This is a genomic window from Exiguobacterium sp. KKT215 (assembly GCF_055635335.1).
On record NZ_CM145756.1, the window covers coordinates 1,503,445 to 1,529,306 of the forward strand.

21 protein-coding genes and 4 pseudogenes are annotated in these 25,862 nt (G+C 44.9%); 11 read left to right on the forward strand and 14 right to left on the reverse strand.

Translation table 11 applies throughout. The annotated features are described in order from the left end of the window. The first annotated feature begins 160 nt into the window (after positions 1–160). The 3 genes from ACZ2GZ_RS07850 to ACZ2GZ_RS07860 all read left to right on the forward strand — a co-directional run bounded on the left by ACZ2GZ_RS07850 (position 161) and on the right by ACZ2GZ_RS07860 (position 4,510). A complete protein-coding gene (locus tag ACZ2GZ_RS07850) occupies positions 161–1,702 on the forward strand; it encodes an SH3 domain-containing protein (RefSeq protein ID WP_081828362.1) in 1,542 nt (513 codons plus the stop codon). Between the two features lie 307 nt (positions 1,703–2,009). Then, positions 2,010–3,347 (forward strand): murein hydrolase activator EnvC family protein, encoded by a 1,338-nt coding sequence (locus ACZ2GZ_RS07855; RefSeq protein WP_029336183.1) that lies wholly within the window; start codon positions 2,010–2,012, stop codon positions 3,345–3,347. 770 nt (positions 3,348–4,117) lie between these two features. After that, positions 4,118–4,510: a FixH family protein gene (locus tag ACZ2GZ_RS07860; RefSeq protein ID WP_029336184.1), complete on the forward strand. Its 393-nt coding sequence runs from the start codon at positions 4,118–4,120 to the stop codon at positions 4,508–4,510. Positions 4,511–4,888: 378 nt separating this feature from the next. Here the strand turns inward: ACZ2GZ_RS07860 and ACZ2GZ_RS07865 are convergent. Both ACZ2GZ_RS07865 and ACZ2GZ_RS07870 read right to left on the reverse strand, forming a co-directional pair. Next, positions 4,889–5,017 (reverse strand): annotated as a pseudogene (locus tag ACZ2GZ_RS07865) (ATP-binding protein); the annotation flags it as partial. Positions 5,018–5,212: 195 nt separating this feature from the next. Then, on the reverse strand, positions 5,213–5,596 hold the full coding sequence (locus ACZ2GZ_RS07870; protein ID WP_029595509.1) for a hypothetical protein: 384 nt from the start codon (positions 5,594–5,596) through the stop codon (positions 5,213–5,215). 471 nt (positions 5,597–6,067) lie between these two features. Here ACZ2GZ_RS07870 and istA point away from each other — a divergent pair, with 471 nt between their 5' ends. Continuing rightward, a complete protein-coding gene (gene istA, locus ACZ2GZ_RS07875; protein ID WP_470295604.1) occupies positions 6,068–7,495 on the forward strand; it encodes an IS21 family transposase in 1,428 nt (475 codons plus the stop codon). Next, positions 7,492–8,207 (forward strand): annotated as a pseudogene (istB, locus tag ACZ2GZ_RS07880) (IS21-like element helper ATPase IstB). The gene istA and the pseudogene istB overlap by 4 nt, the downstream one beginning before the upstream one ends. A 494-nt stretch (positions 8,208–8,701) precedes the next feature. On the opposite strand, the gene ACZ2GZ_RS07885 reads toward istB, so the two are convergent. After that, the gene (locus tag ACZ2GZ_RS07885) at positions 8,702–9,157 is read right to left on the reverse strand and encodes a JAB domain-containing protein (RefSeq protein ID WP_035385670.1); all 456 of its coding nucleotides are present in this window, start codon (positions 9,155–9,157) and stop codon (positions 8,702–8,704) included. Between the two features lie 371 nt (positions 9,158–9,528). Between ACZ2GZ_RS07885 and ACZ2GZ_RS07890 the strand changes: the two genes are divergently transcribed. Continuing rightward, positions 9,529–9,870: a YolD-like family protein gene (locus ACZ2GZ_RS07890; protein ID WP_029595514.1), complete on the forward strand. Its 342-nt coding sequence runs from the start codon at positions 9,529–9,531 to the stop codon at positions 9,868–9,870. Between the two features lie 96 nt (positions 9,871–9,966). On the opposite strand, the gene ACZ2GZ_RS07895 is transcribed toward ACZ2GZ_RS07890, so the two are convergent. From ACZ2GZ_RS07895 to copZ, 3 genes are all read right to left on the reverse strand, one after another. After that, positions 9,967–10,926, reverse strand: coding sequence for an IS30 family transposase (locus tag ACZ2GZ_RS07895; protein ID WP_114167461.1), 960 nt, complete (start codon positions 10,924–10,926; stop codon positions 9,967–9,969). A gap of 348 nt (positions 10,927–11,274) precedes the next feature. Further along, positions 11,275–13,413: a heavy metal translocating P-type ATPase gene (locus ACZ2GZ_RS07900; RefSeq protein WP_029595516.1), complete on the reverse strand. Its 2,139-nt coding sequence runs from the start codon at positions 13,411–13,413 to the stop codon at positions 11,275–11,277. A gap of 137 nt (positions 13,414–13,550) precedes the next feature. Beyond that, positions 13,551–13,754 (reverse strand): copper chaperone CopZ, encoded by a 204-nt coding sequence (gene copZ / locus ACZ2GZ_RS07905; RefSeq protein WP_029336157.1) that lies wholly within the window; start codon positions 13,752–13,754, stop codon positions 13,551–13,553. Between the two features lie 272 nt (positions 13,755–14,026). Between copZ and ACZ2GZ_RS07910 the strand changes: the two genes are divergently transcribed. Then, positions 14,027–14,359, forward strand: coding sequence for a four-helix bundle copper-binding protein (locus tag ACZ2GZ_RS07910; protein WP_084158420.1), 333 nt, complete (start codon positions 14,027–14,029; stop codon positions 14,357–14,359). A gap of 67 nt (positions 14,360–14,426) precedes the next feature. Here ACZ2GZ_RS07910 and ACZ2GZ_RS07915 read toward each other — a convergent pair. The 6 genes and pseudogenes from ACZ2GZ_RS07915 to ACZ2GZ_RS07940 form a co-directional block, all read right to left on the reverse strand. Beyond that, positions 14,427–15,589, reverse strand: a protein-coding gene (locus ACZ2GZ_RS07915; RefSeq protein WP_470295176.1) for an IS3 family transposase whose coding sequence is annotated in 2 segments (ribosomal slippage) — positions 14,427–15,313 and positions 15,313–15,589 — 1,164 coding nt in all. Because the reading frame shifts where the segments join, the coding sequence is not laid out codon by codon here. A 125-nt stretch (positions 15,590–15,714) separates the two neighbouring features. Continuing rightward, the gene (locus ACZ2GZ_RS07920; RefSeq protein WP_029595517.1) at positions 15,715–16,392 is read right to left on the reverse strand and encodes a response regulator transcription factor; all 678 of its coding nucleotides are present in this window, start codon (positions 16,390–16,392) and stop codon (positions 15,715–15,717) included. Next, positions 16,370–17,773 carry a sensor histidine kinase gene (locus tag ACZ2GZ_RS07925; protein ID WP_029595518.1) on the reverse strand — a complete coding sequence of 468 codons (1,404 nt, stop codon included), beginning with the start codon at positions 17,771–17,773 and terminating at the stop codon, positions 16,370–16,372. Before ACZ2GZ_RS07925 ends, ACZ2GZ_RS07920 begins: the two co-directional genes overlap by 23 nt. 99 nt (positions 17,774–17,872) lie before the next feature. Beyond that, on the reverse strand, positions 17,873–18,781 hold the full coding sequence (locus ACZ2GZ_RS07930) for a F510_1955 family glycosylhydrolase (RefSeq protein WP_029595519.1): 909 nt from the start codon (positions 18,779–18,781) through the stop codon (positions 17,873–17,875). A 323-nt stretch (positions 18,782–19,104) separates the two neighbouring features. Continuing rightward, positions 19,105–19,649 (reverse strand): annotated as a pseudogene (resA, locus tag ACZ2GZ_RS07935) (thiol-disulfide oxidoreductase ResA). Between the two features lie 38 nt (positions 19,650–19,687). Next, positions 19,688–20,395, reverse strand: coding sequence for a cytochrome c biogenesis CcdA family protein (locus ACZ2GZ_RS07940; RefSeq protein WP_029595520.1), 708 nt, complete (start codon positions 20,393–20,395; stop codon positions 19,688–19,690). 230 nt (positions 20,396–20,625) lie between these two features. On the opposite strand from ACZ2GZ_RS07940, the pseudogene ACZ2GZ_RS07945 reads away from it, so the two are divergent. The 4 genes and pseudogenes from ACZ2GZ_RS07945 to ACZ2GZ_RS07960 all read left to right on the forward strand — a co-directional run. Continuing rightward, positions 20,626–21,051, forward strand: a pseudogene (locus tag ACZ2GZ_RS07945) (YdhK family protein); the annotation flags it as partial. Between the two features lie 199 nt (positions 21,052–21,250). Beyond that, positions 21,251–22,702, forward strand: coding sequence for a UDP-N-acetylmuramoyl-L-alanyl-D-glutamate--2,6-diaminopimelate ligase (locus tag ACZ2GZ_RS07950; protein ID WP_029595522.1), 1,452 nt, complete (start codon positions 21,251–21,253; stop codon positions 22,700–22,702). 25 nt (positions 22,703–22,727) lie between these two features. Then, the gene (locus ACZ2GZ_RS07955; protein ID WP_029595523.1) at positions 22,728–23,888 is read left to right on the forward strand and encodes a D-alanyl-D-alanine carboxypeptidase family protein; all 1,161 of its coding nucleotides are present in this window, start codon (positions 22,728–22,730) and stop codon (positions 23,886–23,888) included. A 143-nt stretch (positions 23,889–24,031) separates the two neighbouring features. Continuing rightward, positions 24,032–24,511, forward strand: coding sequence for a TVP38/TMEM64 family protein (locus ACZ2GZ_RS07960; protein WP_125318013.1), 480 nt, complete (start codon positions 24,032–24,034; stop codon positions 24,509–24,511). A gap of 54 nt (positions 24,512–24,565) precedes the next feature. Here the strand turns inward: ACZ2GZ_RS07960 and ACZ2GZ_RS07965 are convergent, their stop codons facing one another. Both ACZ2GZ_RS07965 and ACZ2GZ_RS07970 read right to left on the reverse strand, forming a co-directional pair. After that, a complete protein-coding gene (locus tag ACZ2GZ_RS07965; protein WP_084158424.1) occupies positions 24,566–25,021 on the reverse strand; it encodes a transposase in 456 nt (151 codons plus the stop codon). Further along, positions 25,018–25,743 carry a transposase gene (locus tag ACZ2GZ_RS07970; protein ID WP_131490821.1) on the reverse strand — a complete coding sequence of 242 codons (726 nt, stop codon included), beginning with the start codon at positions 25,741–25,743 and terminating at the stop codon, positions 25,018–25,020. The genes ACZ2GZ_RS07965 and ACZ2GZ_RS07970 overlap by 4 nt, the downstream gene beginning before the upstream one ends. Positions 25,744–25,862: the final 119 nt, after the last annotated feature.

Below are 25,862 nucleotides of genomic sequence, written 5' to 3' on the forward strand. Positions count from 1 at the left end.
GCATTTTAAAACAGGGCAAGAAAACTTTTAACTGTAGATAGACGAAAGCCAATAATCGTTGCATAGAATGACTAATATTTAAAGGATAAGTACCATACAGATAGTAAAAAACCATTCATGGGTCTTTACAACCAAAAAAACTACATATGAGGAGTCTATTATGAAGTCTAAACATAAATTTCGAATAAGCTTAGTAATTTCCTTGGCTTTATTAACTTCTTTTTTCTATCCCTTTAAGCTTTTAACTAGTGTTAACGTCCTAAACGTCGTACATGCAGAGGAATCTCTATTCATAACAACTGAAAATTTGAATTTGCGTTCCTCGTTCTCTTCAAAAAGCAAAGTCCTTTTGACGATTCCAAAAGGAAAAACCATTAAGAAGATAGGTGTATATGGAGAAGATAAATCCTGGTTTAAAGTTTCATTTAATTCAAAAATCGGTTATGTCTCAACGAAGTACGTGACGCCAAAACCTATACCTAAAAATTCAGTCAGTTCAATAAACACAATATATAAAACTAAAACTTCACTAAATCTGCGTAAGGGCCCATCTGTCAAATCACCCGTTTTAATGACTATCCCAAAGTCCAGCCCACTAATGTACCATGCTGCCTCAGGCCCTTGGTATAAAGTATCATACAATGGGACTCAAGGCTATGTGGCAAGTCAGTATGTAACCATATCGCCCTCGGCTATGAAGTCACGAAGTAAGCAAACGACCGAGATTCGCTCAAGCATGTCTTTAGTGAACTCAAAGGTCCTTATTACGATTCCAGCATCTACTGAAGTGACTGTACTAGGAAAATCGGGCACAACGGGTTCTTGGTTAAAAGTTATGTATAACGGTATTACAGGATTCACACCTGCTCGACATTATATAGTGCAAGTGGCACCGGGGGATTCTTTATCCACTTATCCAACATATATTACTATCGAAAATCTTAATTTACGTAACCAAGCGAGTCGTTACGGATCTATTTTGACAACAATTCCCTCAGGCACTTCGATTTCTGTCATATCGAAAAGCGCCAGTTGGTACAAGGTGCGATATAACAATCAAGTCGGTTACGTATCATCTGGTTTTGTGCAACCATTTACCGGAAAAACTCCTATAAAATCACCGGTGATTCCAGCTAACAAACACGTGATTTTAATTGACGCTGGACACGGTGGGGGAGATGCTGGTGCAGTGACTTCAAACGGTACAGTTCAAGAAAAAGTACTCACCCTAAACATTGCTAATCGTGTGGCCGACGAACTAAAGAAAAACTATGAGCTTTATGAAGTGAAACTAACGCGCTCAAATGATAGATACTTGTCACTTGTTGAGCGGACCAATCTATCAGAAAGGCTTGATGCTGACGCTTTCATAAGCGTCCACATTAATTCTTCACCTTCTTTCGCTACAGGTCATGAAGCACTCGTCCCTACTTCTAGCGCGTACACCACAAATCCATATGCGAACGCTAGCCGCAGATTAGGTGAAGTAATTAATCAAGAAATCGCCATGAACGTTCCAGATTTTAAAAATCGAGGCGTTAAGCGACAAGATGTCTATGTGGTAGGAAGAAACACGGTACCTTCTACTCTCATCGAATATGGCTTTATTGCTAACTCAGTAGATCGCTCCTATATGTCGGGAAGTAACATGATCAAAGCAACCGCCAAAGGAATTGATAAATTTATGAAGAGTTACTACTAAATAAACACCAAACAAATACTAACAAACGATTTGACCACTGAATTTGAGACAAAATGTCCTAAATTCAGTGGTCATCATTCATTTCCTCATCAAAATGGCATTATAAGTATTTCTCTTGATATACTCGAATGACAATAAACTCAAAAGAACAACTGACATAGAAATGAAAAGAAATAGAAATATAGATGGTGAAGTAATATTGATACAATGATTCCGGTTCGAGTTTTAATCATGATACGAATACTTTTATCCAGCAACGCATTTTTTATAATAGAGATAAGTTACGGAGGCAACAACATTGTTTACCATGAAAAAAATTATAGCTTCAACTTTACTTGGTGTTATGTTAGTTCAAAGCGCATCCCCTTCTTACGCTTTAAACTTGACTGAAAAACAAAAAAATATCCAGCAGAAGCAAGCGCAAAATTCTACAGAGCAACGTAAAGCTAATACGTCAATTCAGCAGCGTGAACAAGATATCACACTCGAAGAACAGAAACTGAATGACTTGGAATCCGAGTTACAGGATATTATCAATGAGGTCACCCAGAAGAAGGCTGAAATTCGGACAACCCAAAAGAAAATTGCTCAGATTCAAACTCAAATTAAAGAATTCCAGAAAAAAATGAGCTCTCAAAAGACATTGATGGAAGAACGCATGGTCACGATGCAAAAAAACGGTGGTTCTTCTATAAACTGGGCTGAATTTATTTTTGGTTCAAAAGACTTTGGTGATCTGGTTTCACGCATGATCACCGCAGGGACGATTCAAGAAAATGATCAAGAACTTTTCAAAGAATATCAATCAACAAAAAATAAGCTTCAAATTGCTAAAGCTGAATTGGACACTGAAAAAGATAAGCTTATTAGTCAAAAAGAAGAGCTAGAGAATAGTCAGAAAAAATTGAACGGCAAAATTAAAGTGCGGGCTGCTCAAATAAAAAAATTAGAGGCCGAAAAAATCCAGTTCACATCTAAATTGGTAAGCTTGCAACAAATGGAATCGACGCTTCAAGAACAAGAAAAATCAATTCAAGCAGAGATTGAAGCCCAAAGGCTTGAAGAACAAGCTAAAATTCGTACCAAAGAGGCTGCGCGTAAAGCTGCAGAAGCAAAAAGTGCCGAAAAAAATGAAATCAGCGAGAATAAAGCCTCTCTCGAAAAATCACCAAACTCTGAGAAAGTGGTAAACACTTCAAAGACTACGGATTCACTCGCTTCTCCAACAAGTGGCGGAGTTTTTCAACGTCCAACCTCAGGTATCGTAACCCAAGGATGGGGTCCAGCAGGCGGGGCCAATGGCTACAGCTTCCATAATGCACTAGATACAGCTGGACCAGTAGGAACTCCTATTATGGCTGCTCAAACAGGAACTGTAACTCGAGCAGGCTGGGGTGGACCTTATGGAAATCATGTCATCATTACGCATGTCATAGGCGGTCAAGTTTGGACTACCCTTTATGCTCACATGAGCTCATTGTCCGTTTCCGCCGGACAACGTGTGACCCGAGGACAGAACATCGGTGCGATGGGGAGTACCGGAAATTCGACCGGTTCTCATTTACACTTTGAAGTCCATCGAGGAAACTATTCGTACTCAGCTACAAGTGCAGGGAATACAGTCAACCCATCCCAATTTTTCTGAATTTCAGAGGCGAAATTGTTTAACACTATATAATTACTTCAGTAAATCACTTAATATTTAGACCACAGAATATTAGATGCCCCGTAAAAGTTGGACCTGATAATCTAATTTTTATGGGGCGATTTTTATGTCCGAAAGCTTTTAAAGTCTCGGTGACCAAACGCTAACTGACTCGCAAGAAAAACTTCAGAAAGTTAGGATGAGCTTTCGTTCGTGCCCCCACCCCCCTACGAGTGCCTGGGGAATACAATCTCAGGTGCGACATACACATTCACTATGTAGATATTAAAAACGATATGGATGGGTAGACAATCTTTAATCGATTCAATCTTGAAGTACAGACTCTTCTCTCCTTTGATGACCTTCAACTGGCAATATACGTCGAGACGAACCTTAGGTTACTAAGGCCGTGTCTAACGGTCGATGATAAATTTACGGATATGAAGGTCCAAATTCAAACCTAGGTTGTCGAAGTCACCAGATGATCTATTTCATGATCCAACTTTTTGGATTAAGTTCAATTAATATCTTTTGAACTTAATATATAAAATTGAACTTAATATATAAAATGTACATTTCTTTATTTTTTATATAGAAAAGTAAACCAATCGAGCATACGACGCTCTATAAAGTCTTGAACCTTAAAAGTGACATGGGGTCTATGCTCGATAGCTAATAAGATTGCATGATCAGGTCACTTTTAATGTAATAATCAATACATCACATTTTCGTGTATGTTAATATTAAATCGTTTAAAGGAGAGAAAAAAGATGGCAAGGTTTTTTTCACTGTTGATTGTTTTGTTAGTATTATCTGGTTGTGGAAGTACAGTAAGCAATAATGGACCTGAAGTGATTCCAGAATTAATTGATGTACAATTTAAAACAGATCCTGAAATAGTAAAAGCAAACGAAGTTATTGAACTTATAGCAACTGTTTCTCAAGGAAACGAGAAAGTAGACGATGCGGATAAAGTTGAATTCGAGATATGGAAAGAAGGCCAAGAGGAAAGCCAACACGAAAAAATTGAAGCCAATTATCAACAAGACGGACTGTATGTAATTTCTTATATTTTTGAAGAGCCCGGTAAATACTTTATATATTCACATACGACAGCAAGAAGCTATCATTCTATGCCCAAAAACGAAATATTAGTAAAATAATAAATTTTAATTATTACAATTAATAATATAGACGAGCTAATCCATGATGAAAAAACTCGTTTTTATTGAATCGCGCGACAACATCAACCTTGTGATATATGCTCGAAAAATACCAATTTTATGATATATCCTTTCCGCTCCAATGTCTGATACGTCCATTCCGTCGCTCCACCTTGGAAACTACCATCAGTTGTATGCTTATATGTAGGAATATAAACGCGAGTCAAATAGAGTCACATTGCTCAAACGCATCCTCAAAAACTCGAAGGATGCGTTTTTTGTCCTGCTGAGTATTGCGGATACAGAGAGCCACTAGTGCGGACGACTGAGCGAGTCAATATGAAGAAAAAGGCCATCGACTCATCGATGGCCAAGATCTTAGCTTATCCCTAGCCCGTGGTGTTCCCTCATTGAGGTTTCGCCATCGACCAGGATTTTATAGGAGTCGTGTACGATCCTGTCGAGAATTGCGTCCGCGATTTGGGCCTGTCCTAGATTCGAATGCCACTCCGCGTGGCGTTAGACGCGCCCACGCTCTTGCTTTTGACGTTGCCCTTACGCTCCGTGCCTCCCGTTAGAAAGGGCCAGGAACATAGAGATGCGGCGGTGAGCCAGCAGCTCTTGTTATCGGGCCGTCAGGGGGGCAGCGGTGCGATGAGCGACTTCGCCTCCTGGCGTTAGACGCTCACGCATGAGCCCGGATCACCATTCCTTCTCCCATGCCCCGTCTTCAGACACGCCCCAATCCTCGAACCGATACTTGATGAGCCAATGGACATGCATCACTTCATATTCGAATACACCCTTGGATAGCTCTGAGACGACGAAGCTGACTTCTCCATCCGCCACCACCCATGTCCCGTATAGATACACTTTCTTGATCGGACGCTCTTCTGCATCCAGATAGATCAGCACCCGGAAGTAAGGCGAGTTCCGTCCGTCATCGAACCGGACGACCTTCTCGACGCAATGTTCCCTGTCGACGACACGCATCCATTCGGGATGTTCCATCAGTTCCGAGAACACCGTCCGGACGAACGGATCCAATCCAGCGAACGCATAGTCATCAAGCAGCCCCTCATCCATCACGTCTCCCCCCTTCCGCTTCGCTATAGAACGATTCCCCCGTCCAGAGCCAGTTCAGTCCTTGTTCATGAAACTACAGAAATGACGACTTTAAAAAATGTATACATGTATACGCGTATACAAATCTACATGTATACATGTATACAAATATTTTTGTTCTTATGTACGACGATTCCGTCGAATCATATTGGTATTGAAAAAGACGGTGAGGTGGGTCAAGCGTTCTCCTTCCTTCACATCACAAAGAAGATCCATGCTCACAAGTTTTAAGTCGTCAAAATCTTCTTGGAGCCGGTCAGGAAGGCGTCGAAGTGTGTAATGCAAAATAGGAGTGCAGAAGTGTGCAACGGAAACGTACACAACTCTGCACTCCTATTTTAGAAAAGAAAAAGGACTTGCCAGCAACCATAATCTCACCCTAACGTTTAAGTTGCGACACAAGAACGTTAGGAGATGGAAGGAATGCTAGCAATGTCCGATATCAATTGTATCAAATATCTGAGAAACCACAAATCACATTCGATCAATCGAATCGCTAAAAATCTAGACCTCAACTGGAGGACGGTAAAAAAATACGCGGATTCAGCTCAACTGCCGAGTGAAACCATTCGCCCCAAGAGAGGCATGATGTACGGAACGAAATGGGGCGAGATGGTCGAGGATTGGTTGACCGAGGATCAAATGCTTCAGAAAAAGTTAAGACGAACGAATAAAAAGCTTTATGAAACGCTGGTGGCGAACGGATTCGAGGGTTCTTACCGGACGGTCTGCAATTTCATCAAGAGCTGGCATATGACGAGCGAGGAGGAAAACGACACAAGGCAAGAACGATTGCAACACCCTCCGGGTGAGGCACAGGTAGATTTCGGGACGATGGAAGTCGTCAAAGATAGTCATGCGGTCGATGTAAAATGCCTCGTCATGAGCCTGCCCTTCAGTAACCGCACAGCAGCTGTCGCCCTGCCCGCAGAAAACCAAGAGTGCTTTTTGACGGGACTCAAAATGCTTTTTGAAGAAATCGGTGGTGTACCGCAACAGCTCAGAATCGATAATCTCCCCGCCGCAGTCATCCAACCACGAACGACAAAAGAAGAGGCGATCTATACAGATGCTTTCCTGCAGTTCATGGCACATTACGGCTTCCAAGTTCAAAGCTGTAATCCTTACAGAGGTAACGAGAAAGGAAGTGTCGAGAACAAGGTAGGATACGTTCGGTACAATTTTCTTGTCCCAGCCCCTGTCATGCATGATTACGATTCGACGAACCGGCAACTCGCAGCTTCCCTACGGGATGACATGGAGAGAGTGCATTACGAAAAGCATGTGCTGATCCGTGAGTTGTTCGAAGAAGAGCAGAGACATCTATTGCGATTGCCGCAAGAAGACTTCCCCGTCTTCAAAGAAGAACTGTTCAAGGTGAACAAGTACGGCGAAATAACGATCGATAAGACGAAAGTCTTGATCCCTTCAGGGGCTCGTCATGGGCAAGTACGCGCCATCTTAAGGTGGGATTCGATGAAGATTCTCTCACTTCACGGAGAAATCCTCTACGAAGAAAAACGTCCCTACATGATGACAAAGCGTGCGCTCCCATGGGAAAACATCATCAGCACTTGGCACAAGAAGCCGAGAAGCTTCGGGCACTCCCGTTATTCCGAATATCTGCCGGGTAGAATCAAAGAGTACCTGGGCGTACCCAACTTACTCGTTCGGCAGGAAAGACTGGCCTGGATCCGAGCCAAGCTCGCACTCTATCCAATCCTCGAGATCAATGAACGCCTATACGAGCTACTGAGCGAGGACGACGATCCAGCCGTGGTTGAGGACCATCCTTATGATGTGGATTGGAGCAAGTACGATAGCCTGAATCGGCCTTGGGGAGAAGGTGGTGCAGTATGAGCCTAAAAGAAATGTGCAAATCGCTCCGCCTTGCCTATGTCGCTGAAATCTATGAATCGATTCCAACGGAATCCCCTGAAAAGTTTCTCACGGAGCTTTTCTCGATGGAAATGCGCCTCCGCGAGGAAGCGAAAGCGCAACGGTTAATCAAAAAGGCAAAATTCATCAACAATAAGTCACTAGACGACTATCATTGGGGCAATCACATCTACTTCCCAAAGCATTTAGATAAGGACGAACTGACCTCACTGAATTTCGTCGAGCACTCACAGAACGTCGTTCTGACAGGGTCCCCGGGTACAGGAAAGACCCATTTGGCCATCGGGCTCGGGAGAGAAGCTTGTCACAAAGGTTATGAGGTGAGGTTCTTCCGGGTCTCTGAACTCGTCGAGCAACTTAACAAGGCCTGGCGGGATGGAAAACTAGGCAACTTCCATTCTCGTCTCGAGTCGGCAGATATGATTATTTTAGATGAGATGGGATATCCCCTCTCACAAAAGAATCTGCGGAACTTCTGTTTCATCTCATCACCGACTGGTACGAGCGAAAGAGCCTGATCATCACATCCAACCTTGAGTTCAGCCAATGGAATCGCATCTTTGGCGACGCGCGCTTGACTGCGGCACTCGTCGATCGCGTCATCCATCACGCTCACATACTAAACTTTACAGGTGACAGTTATCGTGTCACGCATGCGTTGTCGAAACACTAAAACCCAGCTGGCAAAGTTCTGTACTTTTCGTTGCATTATTGTGCACATTTGTATTGCAAAATACAGTCGAAGCAATACCTCCGTCATCTCGTCCATCGTCTGTTGATCTAGTTGGTAACTGTCCATCTGAATCTTCCTCTCCTGTTGATAGCCTCATGATACCTCGCATCCAAGCAGACAACATCTCGCCTAATTTCACGTAAGCCCTAGGGCTTGTTTAGAAAACATGCTCATTTTCAATAAACAAACCGTGTTTTCACTTCTGTCATTTCATCAAATAGTCTTCTTACGAGACAGACCAAAACAACGTCCAACCTTCACACACGAACCATCGCGTTTTCGTCATGCGAAAACGACCCTTTTCCGGATCCCGCTCTATGGATCCAGGCGAGAGCAACGCGAGTCGCCCATCCAGTCAAAGAAAAACGTACGTTTTTCTTCCTTGTCCTTACCGGACGGACCGGGACCGGTCCCCCGGCCCCACTCCATTCCGTTCAACCCATGTAACCTCGCTGTTTCATGCTGACGTACGACTCGTCCGCTCCGAGGATGAGATGGTCGAGCACCGGGATGCCGATGAGGTCCCCCGCCTCATGTAACCGTTCGGAGACGAGGATGTCCTCCCGGCTCGGCGTCGGGTCCCCGCTCGGGTGCTGATGACAGACGATGAGGCACGAGGCGTTGTTCAAGATGGCGCATTTGAAGACCTCCCGTGGGTGGACGACACTCGAGTTGACGCTCCCGACGTGTGCCCGGTGGACGCCGATGACCCGGTTCTTTGTGTTGAGCATGATGACGAGGAACACTTCACGGTCGTCGTCCCCGATGAACGAGGAACCGATTTGTCGGGCACTGTCCGGTGATTGGATGATGGCGTGCTCGAGAGCGACCATCTCCTCGCGAATCTCTTGTTTGATACGAATGACCTCGATGATGGATGTAAGTTCCATGATGGTTTGTCCCCTTTCGGATAAGCCGAGCTCAGAACGAACACCGTTGTGCGTCCTGTTGACGGGAACGAAGCGAGCGTCGGGAGACGGTGCAAGGGCGACCGCAGGGAGAGCCTCAAAAAAATGCGTAGAGCAAACGGAGGGACAGGCTTCCGTAGCCAACGAGCGAAAAGCCTCGCTTTGAGCCTAAAGCGAAGGAAGACGGGCCGGAGGGCGCGTCATTTTTTTGACGTCCCTTGCACCGAAGACCAGCGAGCTAGAGTACGGAAACAGGACGCACGGATTACCAATCACGAAAAAGGCTGTTCAAACGGGACAAATCGGGTATAAAATAAGAACAAACGTTCGTTTTATTGAGAGGGGTAATTATTATGACGATGTATCGCGATCGGGGCGAATTGAAATGGATCCCATTCCTCATGCCCGAGCACAAGGCGCTACTGACGAAATACTATAAAGAGATTCAAAAAATTGAGATGCCAGATATCGATGAACAGGTCCTATCGGTCTATGAGAATGTGCTGAACGACGCGATCTTCAGCGGAGATTTGGTAGAGGTAAAATATGTGGAGAAGCGGGAGATGAAACGATTCAGAGGATTCGTGCACCGGACGAACTACATGGAGCGGACCGTCGAGCTGGCCAATCAAAGGGAAGGGATCATCCATGTGCCGTTCGAGGCAATCATTCACGTCGAACAATCGATAGACTAACGCCCTGGCGGTTGCTGACGAAAAATCCTTTGCTGCTTTTATAGATGTATCAGTTAAAAGTTGCAGTACACTGATATCTTTAAATCATTCCGTTTGTCAATTTAAGCTAGACAGATCGACTCCATTCAGGTGACTCAAAAATGCCTCCAACGGTGTGCGGTAATTCAGTGACTTTCTTGGGATGTTATTCCGCTTGTCGGCCACCGACGAAATGAATGTTTGATCCACCTGGTTGAAGTCCATTTCCTTTGCCAAGCCGTCTTTCCGCAGGAGCCCGTTGGAGTTTTCATTCAAGGCGCGCTGAGAAGGCGTGCCGGGATCCGCAAAGTAAATCGAGACGTCGTGCCGGTTGCACAACGGTTTCCAATTGGAGAATTCCTTGCCGCAATCAAACGTGATGGATTTGAACAGATTTCTCGGGACCCCTTGGAACCACTGGTTCAACGCAGTTTCAATATCGCAAGCCTTGCGTCCTGCAGGCTTCAGGGCGATGATGACTTTCGTCAGCCGTTCGACCAGCGTGATCACCGCACTTTTGTGGCGGGCACCCACAATGGTGTCGCCTTCGATATGCCCGAACTCTTTTTTGAACGACGGGTTGTCGGCTTCCCGTTCGGAAATATGGCGTTTGAACGCCTGTTTTCCCCGGCGTTCCTGGTGTCCATTGGGTTTCCGTTTTCCTTTCATCGGCAGCGTGGCGGCGTCAAAGACCTGATTTTTGAACATGCGATAGATGGTGCGCGCGGAACAATCGATGGCCGTTTCTGCCCGGCCGACAATGACATCCGGCGTCCAGCCCTGCGCCACCTTGTCTTGAACATAGGCCACTTGTTTCTTCGGCAGGACAATCTTCCGCCGGCCGCAGCGTTTCTTATTTTTCTTGTATTGCGTGTAGAAGTCGAGCGCTGTATGTCCTGATTTCAGGAAATTGATGACGTTGTAGATTGGCTGCCTGGAACGGTTCATCAACTTAGCAATGATCGCTACAGGTATATTTTGGCGGTGGTAGGATTCTATCATCACCAGTTCATCCGTGGTAAGATGGGTGTAGGTCATTCGTGATCACTCCTATGTTTTTCTTTGGTCGGAAAATACATTGTGAGTGTACCACGAATGGCTTTTTCAATTGTCTAGCTTAATTTTACAATCGGCGATTAATGAATGAATGATCAATTTTTGAAAACTTTTTTGTGTTAATTGAATTTAAGTAGAAAAGAGAAGAAGCTTTTGGGCTTCCTCTCTTCCGATAATATCTCATATGTTAACTATAAAAATATATTTAATTATCCAAAGTCTTCAAACCTCCGTTTGACTTTAACCTAATACAAAACTGTGCCCCCAAGGTTAAAGAAAATTCAACTTTTGGGAGGCAGCACTTTTCGTGTACGACAATTAAACACGGTGTTAAACAGCTCTATTTCTTAGTTTCAATGTCATCGCATTGATAGCCACGATAACCGTGGACACGGACATCAGAACTGCTCCTGCGGCAGGAGCCAACGTAATCCCAATGGAGGCTAGAACACCCGCCGCTATGGGAATGGCAATAAAGTTATAACCGGCTCCCCACACGAGGTTCTGTTTCATTTTACTGGTTGTTTTATTGGCCAATTCGATAAAGGATTCAATATCGCCTGGATCCGACTGAGTCAAAATCACATCAGCGGAATCGATGGCGACTTGAGTTCCGGCACCGACTGCTATCCCAACGTCTGCTATTGCAAGGGATGGTGCATCGTTGACGCCATCGCCGACCATGATAACCGTTTGTCCATTATTTTTCAGTGATTCCACTAAACCATATTTATCTTGCGGTGATTGATTGGCTCTGTATTCAATGCCCAGTTCCTCTGCTACTCCTTGGGCCGCCGTTTCATTGTCACCTGTAGCCATAATCGGTTTTATATTGTAATGCTTCAATGCCTGTATCAGCGTTCTGCTCGTTTCTTTCAATTCATCGCCTAATGCGACCGTACCGATCGGATTCCCGTCCTCAACTAGTATACTTAATGTTGCCCCTTTGGGAACATCCACCGCTACATCTCTTCCAAGTGCCTTTTGGCTGATCAATTCGTATTTGCGGCCATTGGCGTTTCCTTCTATACCCGCACCCGACACAACATCAATCGAATCAAAGTGGACAGGCTGAATCCCTTGTTTCTCAGCGTATTGGACGATTGACTGGGCGATTGGGTGGCTGGACCCGCCTTCAATCCCTGCCATTAACGCCGCGATTTCGGCTTCGGTATGTTGACCATCCAGTGTTTCCATGTTCAAAACTTTAAATTCGCCAGTAGTCAATGTACCCGTTTTATCCAGTATCATTACATCAGCCTTAGTTGCCAGCTCCAATGCTTCGCGGTCTTTCACCAACAGCCCGCGGCTTGCACCTAAACTGGTGCTTCGTGCAATAACCAGCGGAATGGCAAGGCCGAGAGCGTGTGGACATGCAATGACTAATGTCGTAACCGTAAAAAGAACAGCGGTTTGAATGTCAGCAATGTACAGCCAAACGACAAAAGCGAGGAAAGCCGCCGCAATGGCGATATAAAACAGCCAGCCGGCTACTTTTTGAGCCAGATTTTCAGCTCTTGAAGGTTGATCCTGCGCCTGGCTTATCAGGGTTTGTACTTGGGAAATGAACGATTGGTCGCCGGTTTCCTGTACTTCAAGATATATGATGCCTGCACCGTTCGTGGAACCGCCGATCACTTTGTCTCCGGCTCCTTTTTCAATGGGTTTAGATTCCCCCGTCAGCAAAGCTTCATTGATCCGCGAGGTGCCTCTTTTGATGATGCCATCGGCAGGGACGTTTTCTCCGGCCTGAACCCGTACAAGGTCTCCGACTTTCAGCTCATTTACGGGACGCGTCTCGATCGAATCATCTTCCAATACCACATGTGCATCTTTCGGCACCAATTCGGCGAGCGATTTTTGCGCGTCTCCTGCTTCTCCGATAGCCTTCATTTCGATCCAGTGTCCAAGGAGCATGATCAACAGCAAGGACGCGAATTCAAAGAAGAAATCCATGATGTGATCGCCGGTTACGTAGCGTGCCAGCACGGCGTAAATGCTGTACAAATAGGAAACGGATATCCCTAATGAAATAAGGGCCATCATGCCCGGTGCTTTTTCCTTAAATTCAGCGATTGCACCTTGATAGAAGGGTTTTCCGCCATAAACCAATAAGATAGTTGCTAATACAGCGACCACAATATCCGAGTATGGAAAAGTAAATTGGAAAGGAAGCCGAACGTCCATCATCGGCGACAATAATAGAATGACAATGCCCAAGGGCAGCGACTTCAGGAAAATTTCTTTGAAATTCCCATGATGGTGATGTCCATGGTCACTATGATCGTGGCCACCATGATTGTGATGGGCATGATCATCATGAATTTTGGCAGGATTGCTGTCGTCTTGAATGCCTTCTTTCACTTGGTCTTCATGGTACGAATGCCCAACATGTTTGGAATGATCCATTTTACTGTGATCTACCTGTTCGTCTTGATGGTGGTGATGGTCTTTATCATTTTTAGCCATTCAGTGCGCCTCCTCCAAACTAGTGGTTCTTATCCTATTTAACCCTATTTACATTCTTAACATTCACAAAGTTCTTGCCGAATATACCACGCGAGGGTATATTTCATTTAAAAGTAAAGTGTGCTGTGAAAGCACCCTTATACGACGTCATACCCTTGTTCTTCAATCGCTTTCTGAATTTCGTTTAATGATGTCTTGGCAGTATCATAGTCTACTGCCACTTCGCCTTTTTTAAGATCAACTGTCACAGATGAAATCCCTTCGAGTTCACCGACGCCCGTTTCAACCGAGTTTGCACAGTGGCCGCAGGACATACCTTGTACTTTTAATGTTTCAATCATTATTATTCCTCCTAAAGTAATATTTCCTTAAACTTAACATACCCCGATAGGGTATATCAAGTGTTTAGTATCATTTTACTTTATCGCTGTTTCCATGACTCTAATTTAGAAGTTCACAATGACCCCCCAAAAAAACCGCACCATTGATTTTAATATTTGATTACTTGTCTATAAAATGTGCAGTTTCTATGGAGTTTCGGTATTTCTGTTTAGTTTGGAAAGGAGAGGGAAATCAAGTAAATGAAACAAAAATAAGAAATGGAGGTTTTAACATGGCTCATGAACAACATCAGGAATTGATTCGGGCATTACATGATTGTGCAGCGGAATGTAACCATTGTTTTGACGCTTGTCTGCAGGAAGATGATGTGAAGATGCTAGCACAGTGCATTCGATTAGACCGGGAATGCGCGGACATGTGTGCATTTTTGGAACATGCCATTACTCACAATTCACCGTTCGTTTCCGAACTGGCAGCCGTTTGCGCAACCATTTGCGAAGCTTGCGCAGAGGAATGTGAGAAGCACGCCGATCATCATGAACATTGCAGACGCTGTGCGGAAGCTTGCCGTAGATGTGCAGAAGCTTGCCGTAACGCCGCATAACCTTACTCAAAAAGGCCCGTCGGATAGACTGACCTAGCGAAATGAGACACTAATAAAAACACCTTGATTAGGCTGCCATCCCACCGTATTTTATCGGTGTGAGGTAGCCTAATTTTTCTTGGATACGTTCTTCGTTGTAGTAGGTCAAGTAATGGTTCACCCGTTCATGCACTTCCTGGTCGCTTAACGAGTTGAACTTGACGTACTGGAAGCCCTCAGACTTCAAGTTCGAATGGAATGATTCGATCACCGCATTATCCCAACAGTTGCCTCTTCGAGACATGCTGCTCGTCAGATGGCTCCTCTTAACGAAATCTTGAAAGGCATATGAGGTATAGACACTTCCTTGGTCCGAATGGATGATGACCCCTTCGGGGTTGTTCCGGCTTTCCAACGCCTTCTTTAACGTATCGATGACAAGGGGCGTCTGTTGATGCTCGTACAACTTATAGGCAACGATCTCATTGTTGAATAGGTCGATGATGGTCGAAAGATATTTCGTCGTGCTCCCGTATTGGATATAGGTGATGTCCGTCACCCACTTCTTATTCGGTTCACTGGCCGTGAAGTCTCGTTTGAGAAGGTCAGGTGCGATGATGATGCTCTCACCCTGAGACCTCCATTTTCGTTTGGGTTTGATCCGACACTGGAGATGGTGCTTTTTCATGATTCTCTGTACGGTGTTCCGGTTTGCTGTTAACTCATAGTTTTGCTCTAACAGGGCCTTTATCTTTCGATGTCCATATCGATATTTCGTATTCTTACATACTTCGACGATTGCTTGCTCTAGCACCGAAGGGTGCTTCACCGGTTCTCTGACCCAACGGTAATAGGTTGCCCGTGGCACGTCTAGGACACGTAGGATCGTCGTGATCGTATATTTCCTCTTCAGGAGTTCTACAGTCTTTAGGATTACTTCTTTCTCAACTCTCTTTCGATCTCCATGAATTTTTTTAAGATTTCGTTCTCCGTCTTCAGGTGGGATAGTTGACGCTCTTTCTTGTCATCCTCGCTGGCGGAATCAGGACCAAGTCCGTAGGTGTACTGCTTCCCGATCGGCTGGTCAAATCGATAGATTTCATTGGACCGATACCATCTCATCCATGTGTGGATCTGGGACTCACTTTTGATTCCGTGTTTCTCCATGATTTCTCTATTCGTCAACTCACCGCTCAGTTTGTCTTTCACCACTGCCCATTTCACTTCACTTGAATATACGTTTTTGCCCACGCAAAAACACCTCCGATGCTAGCACTTTTTTAAAGTGTACCACTGCGAAGGTGTTTTTATATTGTCTCAAAAATTTAGGTTAGCCCAGGAAATATTTTCCGACGGACCTTTTCTTTTATCAAGCATCATTCTGCTTCATGGATCCATTTGTAGCCGATTCCCCAAACCGTGAGAAAATGATCATCGACCGGAAAACCGGACTGGCGGATTTTTTCCCGAACATTTCGCACATGCGAATCGATGGTCCGCCCTTCCGTCTCTGAGTCGAATCCCCAAATTAACTGGATCAGCTGCTCCCTCGTAAACACTTTGTCGGCATTCTTCATCAGATGGCCCACCATCAGAAATTCTTTTGGCGTCAATTTGATGATATGTTTGCCGTACGTAAGTTCAAACCGGTCTTCGTCCCACACCAAACCGTCCACTTCAATGGTATTTTTCGGAGTTCTCCTGCGAAGCAGCGCCCCCATCCGGGCCAGCAACTCATCTTCATTAAACGGCTTTGTGATGTAATCATCCGCCCCGATATTCAATCCCTTAACAATATCCTCCTGTTGTTCCCGCGCCGTCAGCATAATGATTGGCACATCCGAAAATTTCCGGATTTCGCGGCACAGTTCCCAGCCATCCATTTCCGGCATCATGATATCCAGTAAGACGAGATCGAAAGGTTCCGATTCCAAATAGTCGAGGGCTTCATGAGCTCCCAGTGCTTTTTTACAGAGGTACTGATGCGGCTTCAAATATAAAGCCACTAAATCCAGCATTCGTTGTTCATCATCAACCAACAGCACTTTCTGCAAGCGAATCCCCCCTTTTCAATTCTATCAGGACGGTTGTCCCTTGTCCGTACTCACTTTGAAGCGTCATGAGACCACCGTGCGATTCGACGATTTCTTTCGCAATCGCCAGGCCAAGACCGCTTCCTCCGTACTGTCTGGATCTGGATTTATCGACCCGATACAATCGTTCAAAGACAAAAGGAAGATTTTTTTCCGGTATGCCCTCTCCTTCATCACGGATGCTTATGGTGATGGTACCTTTATCTTGGACTCCCTGTAATACCACTTGTGTTCCTTCAGGAGAATGCTTGCGGGCGTTGTCCAAGACATTCAGCAATACCTGCTGAAAACGTTCGGGATCAATGAAGGCGACAATCTCATGTTCACAATGGACAGCCAATGAAATCTGTTTCTCGTCAAAAGCTGGCCGAACCAAGGCAACGACGGATGCAAAAAGCATCTCCAGTGAAAATTCCTCTTTTTGAATGGCGAACTGGTTATGATCCATCTGAGCCAGCTCAAACAGCTGCCGGATCAATTCCGTCAAATGGGCCGTCTCTTCCCGGATGATGCCAATGTATTCCTTTTTCTCTTCCTCGGATGCATCCGGCCGGCTCGCGATATCGGCATATCCTTTGATATAGGTCAACGGCGTCCGCAACTCGTGCGAAATACTCGCCAAAAATTCATTCCGCTCATTTTTTAAATGTTCCAAGTCACTGGATAGAGCAGTGATGGCTTTCGCCAGCTCTCCCAACTCATCGTTTCGGCCAATATTCAGGCTGACCTCGTGGTGCCCTTCGCTTAACTGTTCCGTCGCTTCTTTCATCCGAATCAACGGCAACGTAATCAATCGGGATAGCAGAAAAATTGTGATGACGGTCAACCCGACAGCAATCAGGCCAACAATCAGGAATTGGTTTCGCAAATGACTGACCATCCCTTTGATATGATTGGTTTCCGCAAACATGAACACGTGGCCTCTATGTTCTCCTTCAATGGTGATTGGGCTGTCCGTCGCAATAAACTCTTTTTTGTCCCATCGCTCTTCCACGACCTTCCCTCCCTGCAGAACCTCATCAAAATCGGTGTGTTCCAACACTTCCCTCATTTCAGGTTCAATCAGATCGGAATGGGTCAATTCGTTGCCATCTGCATCCGTGATGATGACGATGAAATCGGAGGCCGATTCCATCAACGCCACATGGTTCAATGTCGCCGGTTCAAAACTGTCTTCCAATACTTCGCTGTGGGTGTTCCCTCTTGCAAGCAGGTTGGTCATGACTTCATCCACCCGTTCATTGACAAAAGTAACGTACAGGGTTAGAAACAAAACCGATTCAATGATGATAATAAACACAAAAAACAGCAAACCTATTTTCAATGCAAGCCTGTTTAACATGGCATCCCTCTTTAAGTCGATTGGTTAGCAGCAATCAAGACAAAGACTGCTGCCGAAAGCTGTTGGATTCGGTTCGTCTTTCAAACGGCTAGCTGGTTTCTACTTGGTTTTTCCCTCTTCCAGCAGCGTTTTCCAGGTCTGTAATCCGTCTTCCGACAAGTAGGCATTGCCTTCAAATGTGTAGATCGCCAGTTCCATTCCATCCATCGGGTTTTGTGCAATAAAAGCGACGGCATCTTGTGAAAGGTCCGGTGTATCCACCGGCTCGAGTTCTTCATTTTCCATAGTATACTTCACCAGAGCCGCCGCTGTCCCGTAGCTTCCGAAGTACAAATGGTCTTCGGTGAAATGCACCGCTGTGCCTGTTTCACTTCCGTCTGTAATGGCTTTAAAATTTTCTCCGCCATCCCGTGAGAAATAAATCCCTGCAGCCGTAGCTGCAGCGACGAAGTTTGAGTCAGCCGGGTGAAGAGCGAGCGAAGTCACTTCGCCTTCCAGCCCTTCAGCCTTCACAGTTTTCCATGATTCGCCTTCATCACCGCTTTTATATACGCCGGCTTCCAATAGGGAATTCTTGGCCGGATTGATTAGGAAAATGTCGTTACTGTTATATCCCACCGCCATGGCATGAAAATCCGTTTCTCCTTGAAATGCAATCTCTTCAATCGATTTACCGCTGTCGATGCTTCGCTGTATCCCTAGGGGATTGGGTAATTCTGAGTCTGCACTTGGGTGGCCCGACGTAATAAATCCTTCATTTGTTGCATTAAAGCCCATATAATCATGAAAATTATCCGCCGTTTCGAACCAGCCCTCTTCCCGGTAAATTTTCAGCCCGGTATGCGAGGCAAAATACAGTCCGTTCTCATTTCCTGCATAACCCATCCCATGAACATGGTTCAGTTCCCCTTCAAACGGCACTTCAAATGAATCCGTTGTATCATTGCTGCAGCCTGCCAGCAAAAGAAAAGCCGACAGCACTGCCGTTCCTATTCTCTTTTTTTTCATGTAGATGCCCTCCGAATATGTCATTTTTTATTTTTTATAAGTATAACATTCTTAAAGTTTAACGAAAAAGTTTCGACTTTTTGTGCAGATATCTTGATTTCAAAACAGGTAATCCATTCCCTCTACAATTGACCCAAAAGGAATAATCCTTCCAATCGGTCCGGTGGAGGATCTTTGCCTGATTTCTATTTATAAATTTTCTACACCTGACATTTCTTTTCTTTCGGTTAGTCCACTTTAAAGAAATGTTTTTTTCTCGTTTTTTCTTTGCAGCATTTTTCAAAATAACGTGGCCCGCATTATGCTTGGGAAATTCAGAGGTATCAGCACGGTTTGATCTGTTCCATATAACTCGCGATATCCTCTTCGGACATTTCACCCGTAATAATTTTCTCGATTTTGCCCTCTTGATTGACTAACAGAGTAGTCGGCAATGGACGGATATTATAAGCTTCCATAACACTTTTGTCCTTATCGATAACAATCGGGAACGTTAAATTTCGCTGTTCAGCAAATTGTCTCACTTCATAATCGGATTGCGCAATATTGACAGCGAGTATCTCCACACCTTGATCCTTGTATACCTGGTACTGCTTTTCCATCAGCGGGAACTCTTTTTCGCACGGTTTGCACCAAGTACCCCAAAAGTTCACGAACACCCCCTGCCCTTTGTACTCAGACAGCTGATGCCGTTCCTCGTTCAAATCCGTCAACGCAAAATCGGGTGCCGAATCTCCAACTTGCAGCAATTCGTTTTTCTCTTTTGTTAATCCGTTGTAGATGGTAAATGCAATAGCGACAACCAGAATGAACAAATACTTGTCCTCATAATCAAGCGATTTCTCTTTTTATCCTTTTTAGCAGCCATACACTGTCACGTCCTTCCTAGATGATGGGTTGAGTCCATTAAAACCCTGTAAATCCACCCGTAAATTGCGATAAAAAAGCGATGATTTCTGTCAGCATGTCAAAGTAAAGTAAAACGCCCATCAGAATCATTAATGCTCCTCCTATTGACATGAAAAGAGCGCTCTTCTTCTTCAAGAAAGTCATTTTCTCAATAAAAAACGACATCAAGAGAAAAGGAATGGAAAATCCCAGAACGTAAAACAGCATATAGAGTAAGCCACTGTCCGGATCCGCTACTCCGAGTGCAATAACTCCTGCAAGTATGGGACCGGTACACGGGGTCCATCCAGCTGCAAAGCCAATGCCGATCAGAACAGAACCCGCGTATCCGGAGGGCCTTTTCTGGAACTGTAATTTCTTATCCGACAGCAGGAAGTCGAATTTCAGAATACCGGTTAGGACCAAGCCAAAAAACACCATCAAAATAGCGCCCAATTGACGTAGAAGAACTTGATATTCCAAGAAGAAGTTTCCGATAAGCGAAGTCGACAAGCCCAACGCTAAAAAAATGATGGAGAAACCTATCAAAAATAGAACCGTATGAATCAAAGCCGTGCTCCTCATCATTCCCTTGCCCGTCTTTAACTCATTGACTGAAACTCCAGTAAGGTAGGATAAAAAAGCCGGATACAAAGGAAGGGAGCATGGAGAGATAAATGATAAAAGCCCTGCGCCAAACGCAAGATACAAACTAATTTCCGCCACTTGTACACCTCCTATTACAGTAAGTTGAATCCTCTTCTTTATCATTTTTGTATCCCTTAAGGAATCAAATGAAATTTTCTATATAAGACTCGGGGAATTTCAAGGTATGTAAAATTAAATACAGCCCCTCTCTTAACTTCTACTTCCCCGTGCTTGCTTAACCGTTCCAGAAGACGTCAACCAATCCAGTTTACCGATTAATTCTTGATTTTCTGTGCAGTTTCTTCTATTCCGGTTCAGGTGAAGTCCCGGATGATTTGCAGGAAGCCGAAAATCCAACCTTTGAAGTTGGAAGCCAGGCGATTATTGAAACCGATCATATGGAAGGCATGAAAGGTGCTGAAGCCACAATTGTCGGGGCTTATGATACAACCGCCTATGCAGTGACCTATACGGCGACGGACGGAGGCGAGCCGGTTGAAAATCACAAATGGGTGATTCACGCAGAATTGGAAAATCCAGGTGATGAACCATTGGAAACGGGCGATGAAGCGGCCATTGCCGCTGACCATATGGAGGGAATGGACGGCGCAACGGCTACGGTTGATTCTACCGAAGAAACGACCGTCTATATGGTTGATTTCGTCCCGACCACCGGAGGCGAGGAAGTCACCAATCATAAATGGGTGACTGAAAGCGAACTGTCACCCGAATAAAAGCGCCAAAACCCGGGATCTTGTCAACAAGATCCCGGGTTTTTATCTGTAATGGTTCATAAAGGATTCGATTTCGTTTGTATTACAAAAACATTAAGTTTTAGTAGTTAGGCTTCCCGTATAAATTCTGCACATTTTTTCAACATTTTTATAATAGAATAAATCAAATTTAAATAGTTTTAGAGAGGTCACCAAATCTATGAAAACAAATCAGCTTTTGAACGAATCCGGTCTGATTTCCCGATTAGATTCCAGAATATTAGAATTAGACATCAAGGGGATTGCCGATAACTCAAGCGATGTGGCAAAAGGTTTTGTGTTTGTTGCTATTAAAGGATTTGAAATTGATGGTCACGGGTTTATTGACCAGGCAATTGAAAAAGGGGCAGCCCTTGTCATCGGAGAACAAGGAATTACCCGGTTAGGTGTCCCTTATTTACAGGTGGAAAATAGCCGGAAAGCGCTTGGCATCCTGGCCAGGAATTTTTATGGCCGTCCATCTGACCAGAAAATAATGATTGGAATTACGGGCACCAACGGAAAAACGACGACGAGCTATATGCTCCAGCACTTTCTGGAAAGCAACGGTATGAGTTGTTCTGTCATCGGTACCAACCAAAATATTATCAATGGCGAAAAAATGAAAAGCTCGAACACCACACCAAATTCACTCGCTCTCCATAAACTGTTGACCCTCAGTCAGGATGAGGTCGTCATTATGGAAGTTTCTTCTCATGGACTGGCCCAGTATCGGTTAGAAGGCATTGAATTTGATTACGGCTTGTTCCTCAATCTTCACCATGAACACCTGGATTATCACAGTTCCATGGAAGAATATTTTCAGGCGAAGCTTACAATGTTCAATCAGATGAAAGAACATGGGATTGCTGTAGTGAATACAGATAATGAGTGGGGACGAAAGCTCTGTGGAATCCTGCAAACAAAGGGAAAACCGATTTATGCAATTGGCACATCCACTGAATGCAACCTGCGTGTTGCAAAATTTCATTCACTGTCCTCCACTATGCGGGTGATTGAAAGTAACGAAACGTATCAAATGGTCGCTGCCATGACCGGAATGCACAATATGTATAACACCTTAATGGCCTACGGAACATCATTGTTGCTGGGTATCCCCAAAGAAAAGCTCTTAAACTCCATTCACCATTTCAAGGGAGTCGATGGACGCTTTGAGGTCACGAAACTGGCCAAGGGCTCGATCGTTATTGTGGATTATGCCCATACTCCGGATGCCATCTCTTACTGCCTGGAAACTGCAAAATCACAAGGGGCCCAACGAATAACCCATATTTTCGGCTTTCGTGGAAATCGAGATGCCAGCAAGAGAAAGCACATGCTATCCATATCTGCTGAAATGAGTGACCGCTACATTTTAACGTTGGACGACCTGAACAATGTTTCTCCAGGAGATATGCTGGAAGTTTTAAACCAACTAAATGAAACATACGGCAACTCAAAAGGCAGCATCGTTCCAGACCGTACACTCGCCATTCAGCAAGCAATCCATGAAAGCAAGGAAGGCGACTGGATTGTGATTACCGGTAAAGGACACGAGAAATACCAGCAAACCTTTCATTTACCGACTGATTCGGACCGGGAAACCGTCAATTATATAATAAAGCAGAACTAAAATAATCACTCAGGAGGGAGTAGTTATGAAAAAACTAAGTGTTGTTTCAACCATTTTAATCATGATCAACACTTTAATCGTTTCGTCCGTTTTCAGTAAAACTGATGACCCTTCCCTGCCAAACGTATCCAGTGAAGCAGCTATTGTCATGGAAGCAACGACTGGAGAAATCCTCTATGAAAAAAATGCACAGTCGCAGATGTATCCTGCCAGCCTAACAAAAATTGCCACAGCCATTTATGCAATTGAAAACAGAAAATTAAATGATATTGTAACCATCAGTAAAAAAGCACGCAATACGGAAGGCACCCGTGTTTATTTGGAAGAGGGAGAACAAGTGACTTTAGAAAAACTGTTGCTGGGCCTCTTAGTCAACTCTGGAAATGATGCCGGCGTCGCCATTGCTGAACACATCAGCGGCAGCGTTGAGTTATTTTCTGCTGATATGAATTTATATTTAGAAGATGTAATTGGCCTGCGGAATACGAACTTCGAAAATCCCCACGGTCTTTTTGATCCCGAGCATGTTACGACAGCCGAAGATTTAGCGAAGTTAACCCGATATGCGATGAAGAACGATGAATTCATGAAAATATTTGGAACAAAAGAACTGCCCTGGAACGGTGAATCCTGGGATACCACGCTTTATACCCACCACAAACTATTAAGGGAAAAACCTTATGAAGGCGTTACGGGTGGTAAAACCGGGTTTGTGCCAGAAGCAGGCGTCACGCTGGCCACGACAGCCAAAAGAGAAAACCTGAATTTAATTGTCGTCACCTTAAAAAGCGACACAGAGGCAGAAGCTTATGCTGACACTATTCAACTTTTGGATTTTGGATTTGAAAATTTTAAAACAGTGAGCATTCCGAAAGAAAGCAGCTTTTTTGCCGGTGATGTGGAATACATTACGCCAGGCGATTTCTTTTATACACACCAAACAGATGAGCAAGTGACAATCGCTGTAAAAGAAGATGGACTATTAAGGATTACTGATCAGGATGGCACTCTTTTGTCTTCTTATCAGTTTCCCGTTGTCAGTGCTTCTGAGACAAACCTTCCTTCTAATTCTGAAGACGTTCGCACATTTTTCCCACCTGGGATTTTAAGTTCAATCTATTTGTTCCTCCTCGTCGTTGGCTTTTCAGGATTAGTGTATTACCGAATTCGAAAAAAGCGGATATAGAACGCACTTCTCTATCTTAAAATTTCATTCAACTGAACTTTTATATACCATCAATTTTTTAAACAGCGCAGGAGGCGGATTATACCATAAACACTCAGTTCCCCGTTTTAGAATTTCTGCTGCTTCTCATTTTCAACATAAGTATGGGTGCAGTTGGCTTTTTCCCAAGCTTTTTGCTCACGTCTCTCAATATCAGTTCTTTAGGGTTAACCATTGGCGTCATCCTTTCTTTGTCGGGGGAGATTTTTGGCGCTATCGTCGGATTTTACCTATATCGATATGGGTTTTCAAAAGTTAATCCAAAGTGGTTAAAGCGGCCGTTCTGGAGGTACATCCAGAGTTCTTCAATAAGCCGCGTCTTCTGGGCAATCATCTTGCTGCGCTTAATTCCTTTTGTCCCATCAGGTCTGGTAACAGCAGGGGCGGCCTTGACGCCCATTCCAGGTGGCTTATTCATTATTGCCAGCACCATCGGTAAAATTCCGGCCGTTTCTCTTGAAGTGGCTGTTGTTTATGGCCTTGTAGAATCCATACATCCCGGTTATCAGTACGGCTTATTTATTTTGATCTTTCTATCGTTTCTAGTGATCTGGGCAAAGAACAAAAGAAAAAATTCTTTGTAATTTTACCCCCTGTTTGAGAAAACTTCGATAAATTCATCCTCTTTTTCTGGCTCATCACCATAACTCGTGGTTGCTATTTTGACGACCGATCTCGAGGCGCAATCTTAAAAAGAATCGCTCGAGGTTTCGATAGCCATAGCCACGGCGTTTGATGAGCTTGATCTTGTTGTTCGTCCCTTCCATCTTCCCGTTCGACAGCCTTGACACGATTGTCTGGCGCATCGCTTGCTCCCGGACCCGGATTGCTTTCGCGATCTTCGCCAGGGGCCCGCACGGATGGAACTGATAACGGTCCAACCAGTCTGTGAGCCGCCGTTGCGACTGTATCTCGCACGTCGCCTTCAGCACATACCGGATATGCTGGAGCCCTTGATAGAGGTTCCGAATGAATGGATCTTCCTGCATACAGGAACGGGCGACCTCCCGGTCTTCCCCAGTCAGCGTTTCCGGGCGACGCGCGAGCGAACGATCGATCACGCGAACGTGGTGATGGCGTCTTGCCTCGTTCAAAAACGACGCCGTCGGCGAAGGGCGTCCGTGACGAACTGGACGAGGTGGAACCGGTCCAGCACATGTTCTGCCTCCGGGAAGACATGGTTGATGGCCTTCGCCATCGCCGGTGCAAAATCACTGACGACAGAACGGACATCCCCGGATACGCCTTGAAGTGCTGCCGAGATGGCTGCCACGTCCCGGCCCGGGACAATGGACAGAAGCTGGCCACTCTTGGCATCGAGGACAATCGTCGCATAGTGGTGCCCCTTTCTCGTGGCGAACTCGTCGACCAGGACATGCGTTGCACGCTCCATCGTCTCCACCGAAGCGTACTGATAGAACCAGCGCTCCACCGTCGTATAAGGGAGGCTGTACTCGCGTGCGACATCTGAGATTGTCAGTCCGTGGCAACGTTTTGCGATGCCTTTCCGGAACACCTCGGTGGAAGTGCTGACGAGCCCGAGACCGTAGTCATACACGAACGTCAAATCACAAGAGGTGCATCTTTGACGTGGGACATCCAGTTCGATCCAGAGTACACCGACGTTCCACGCATGACCGTGTCGAAAGCGACGCCGCTTTTTCGAATGCAGGATGGTCTTTCTCTGGCACAGCGGACAAGGGATGTCATGTCGATCCGGGATGACCGGAAAAACGTTTGGTTCTTCGTCTGAAGACATCTGAATCTGAAAAAGGTCTGGAAGTGGAAGAAGTAATTTGATAAACTGTTGGGACAAAGCGAAAACTCCAATCGTGGTTTGTCTAAGCAACAATTACGATACCGGGGTTTTCGCTTTTTTTCTATGTTCAATTCAAAATCTGATGGATTTTATGCGTCAACCACACCTTATGGTGA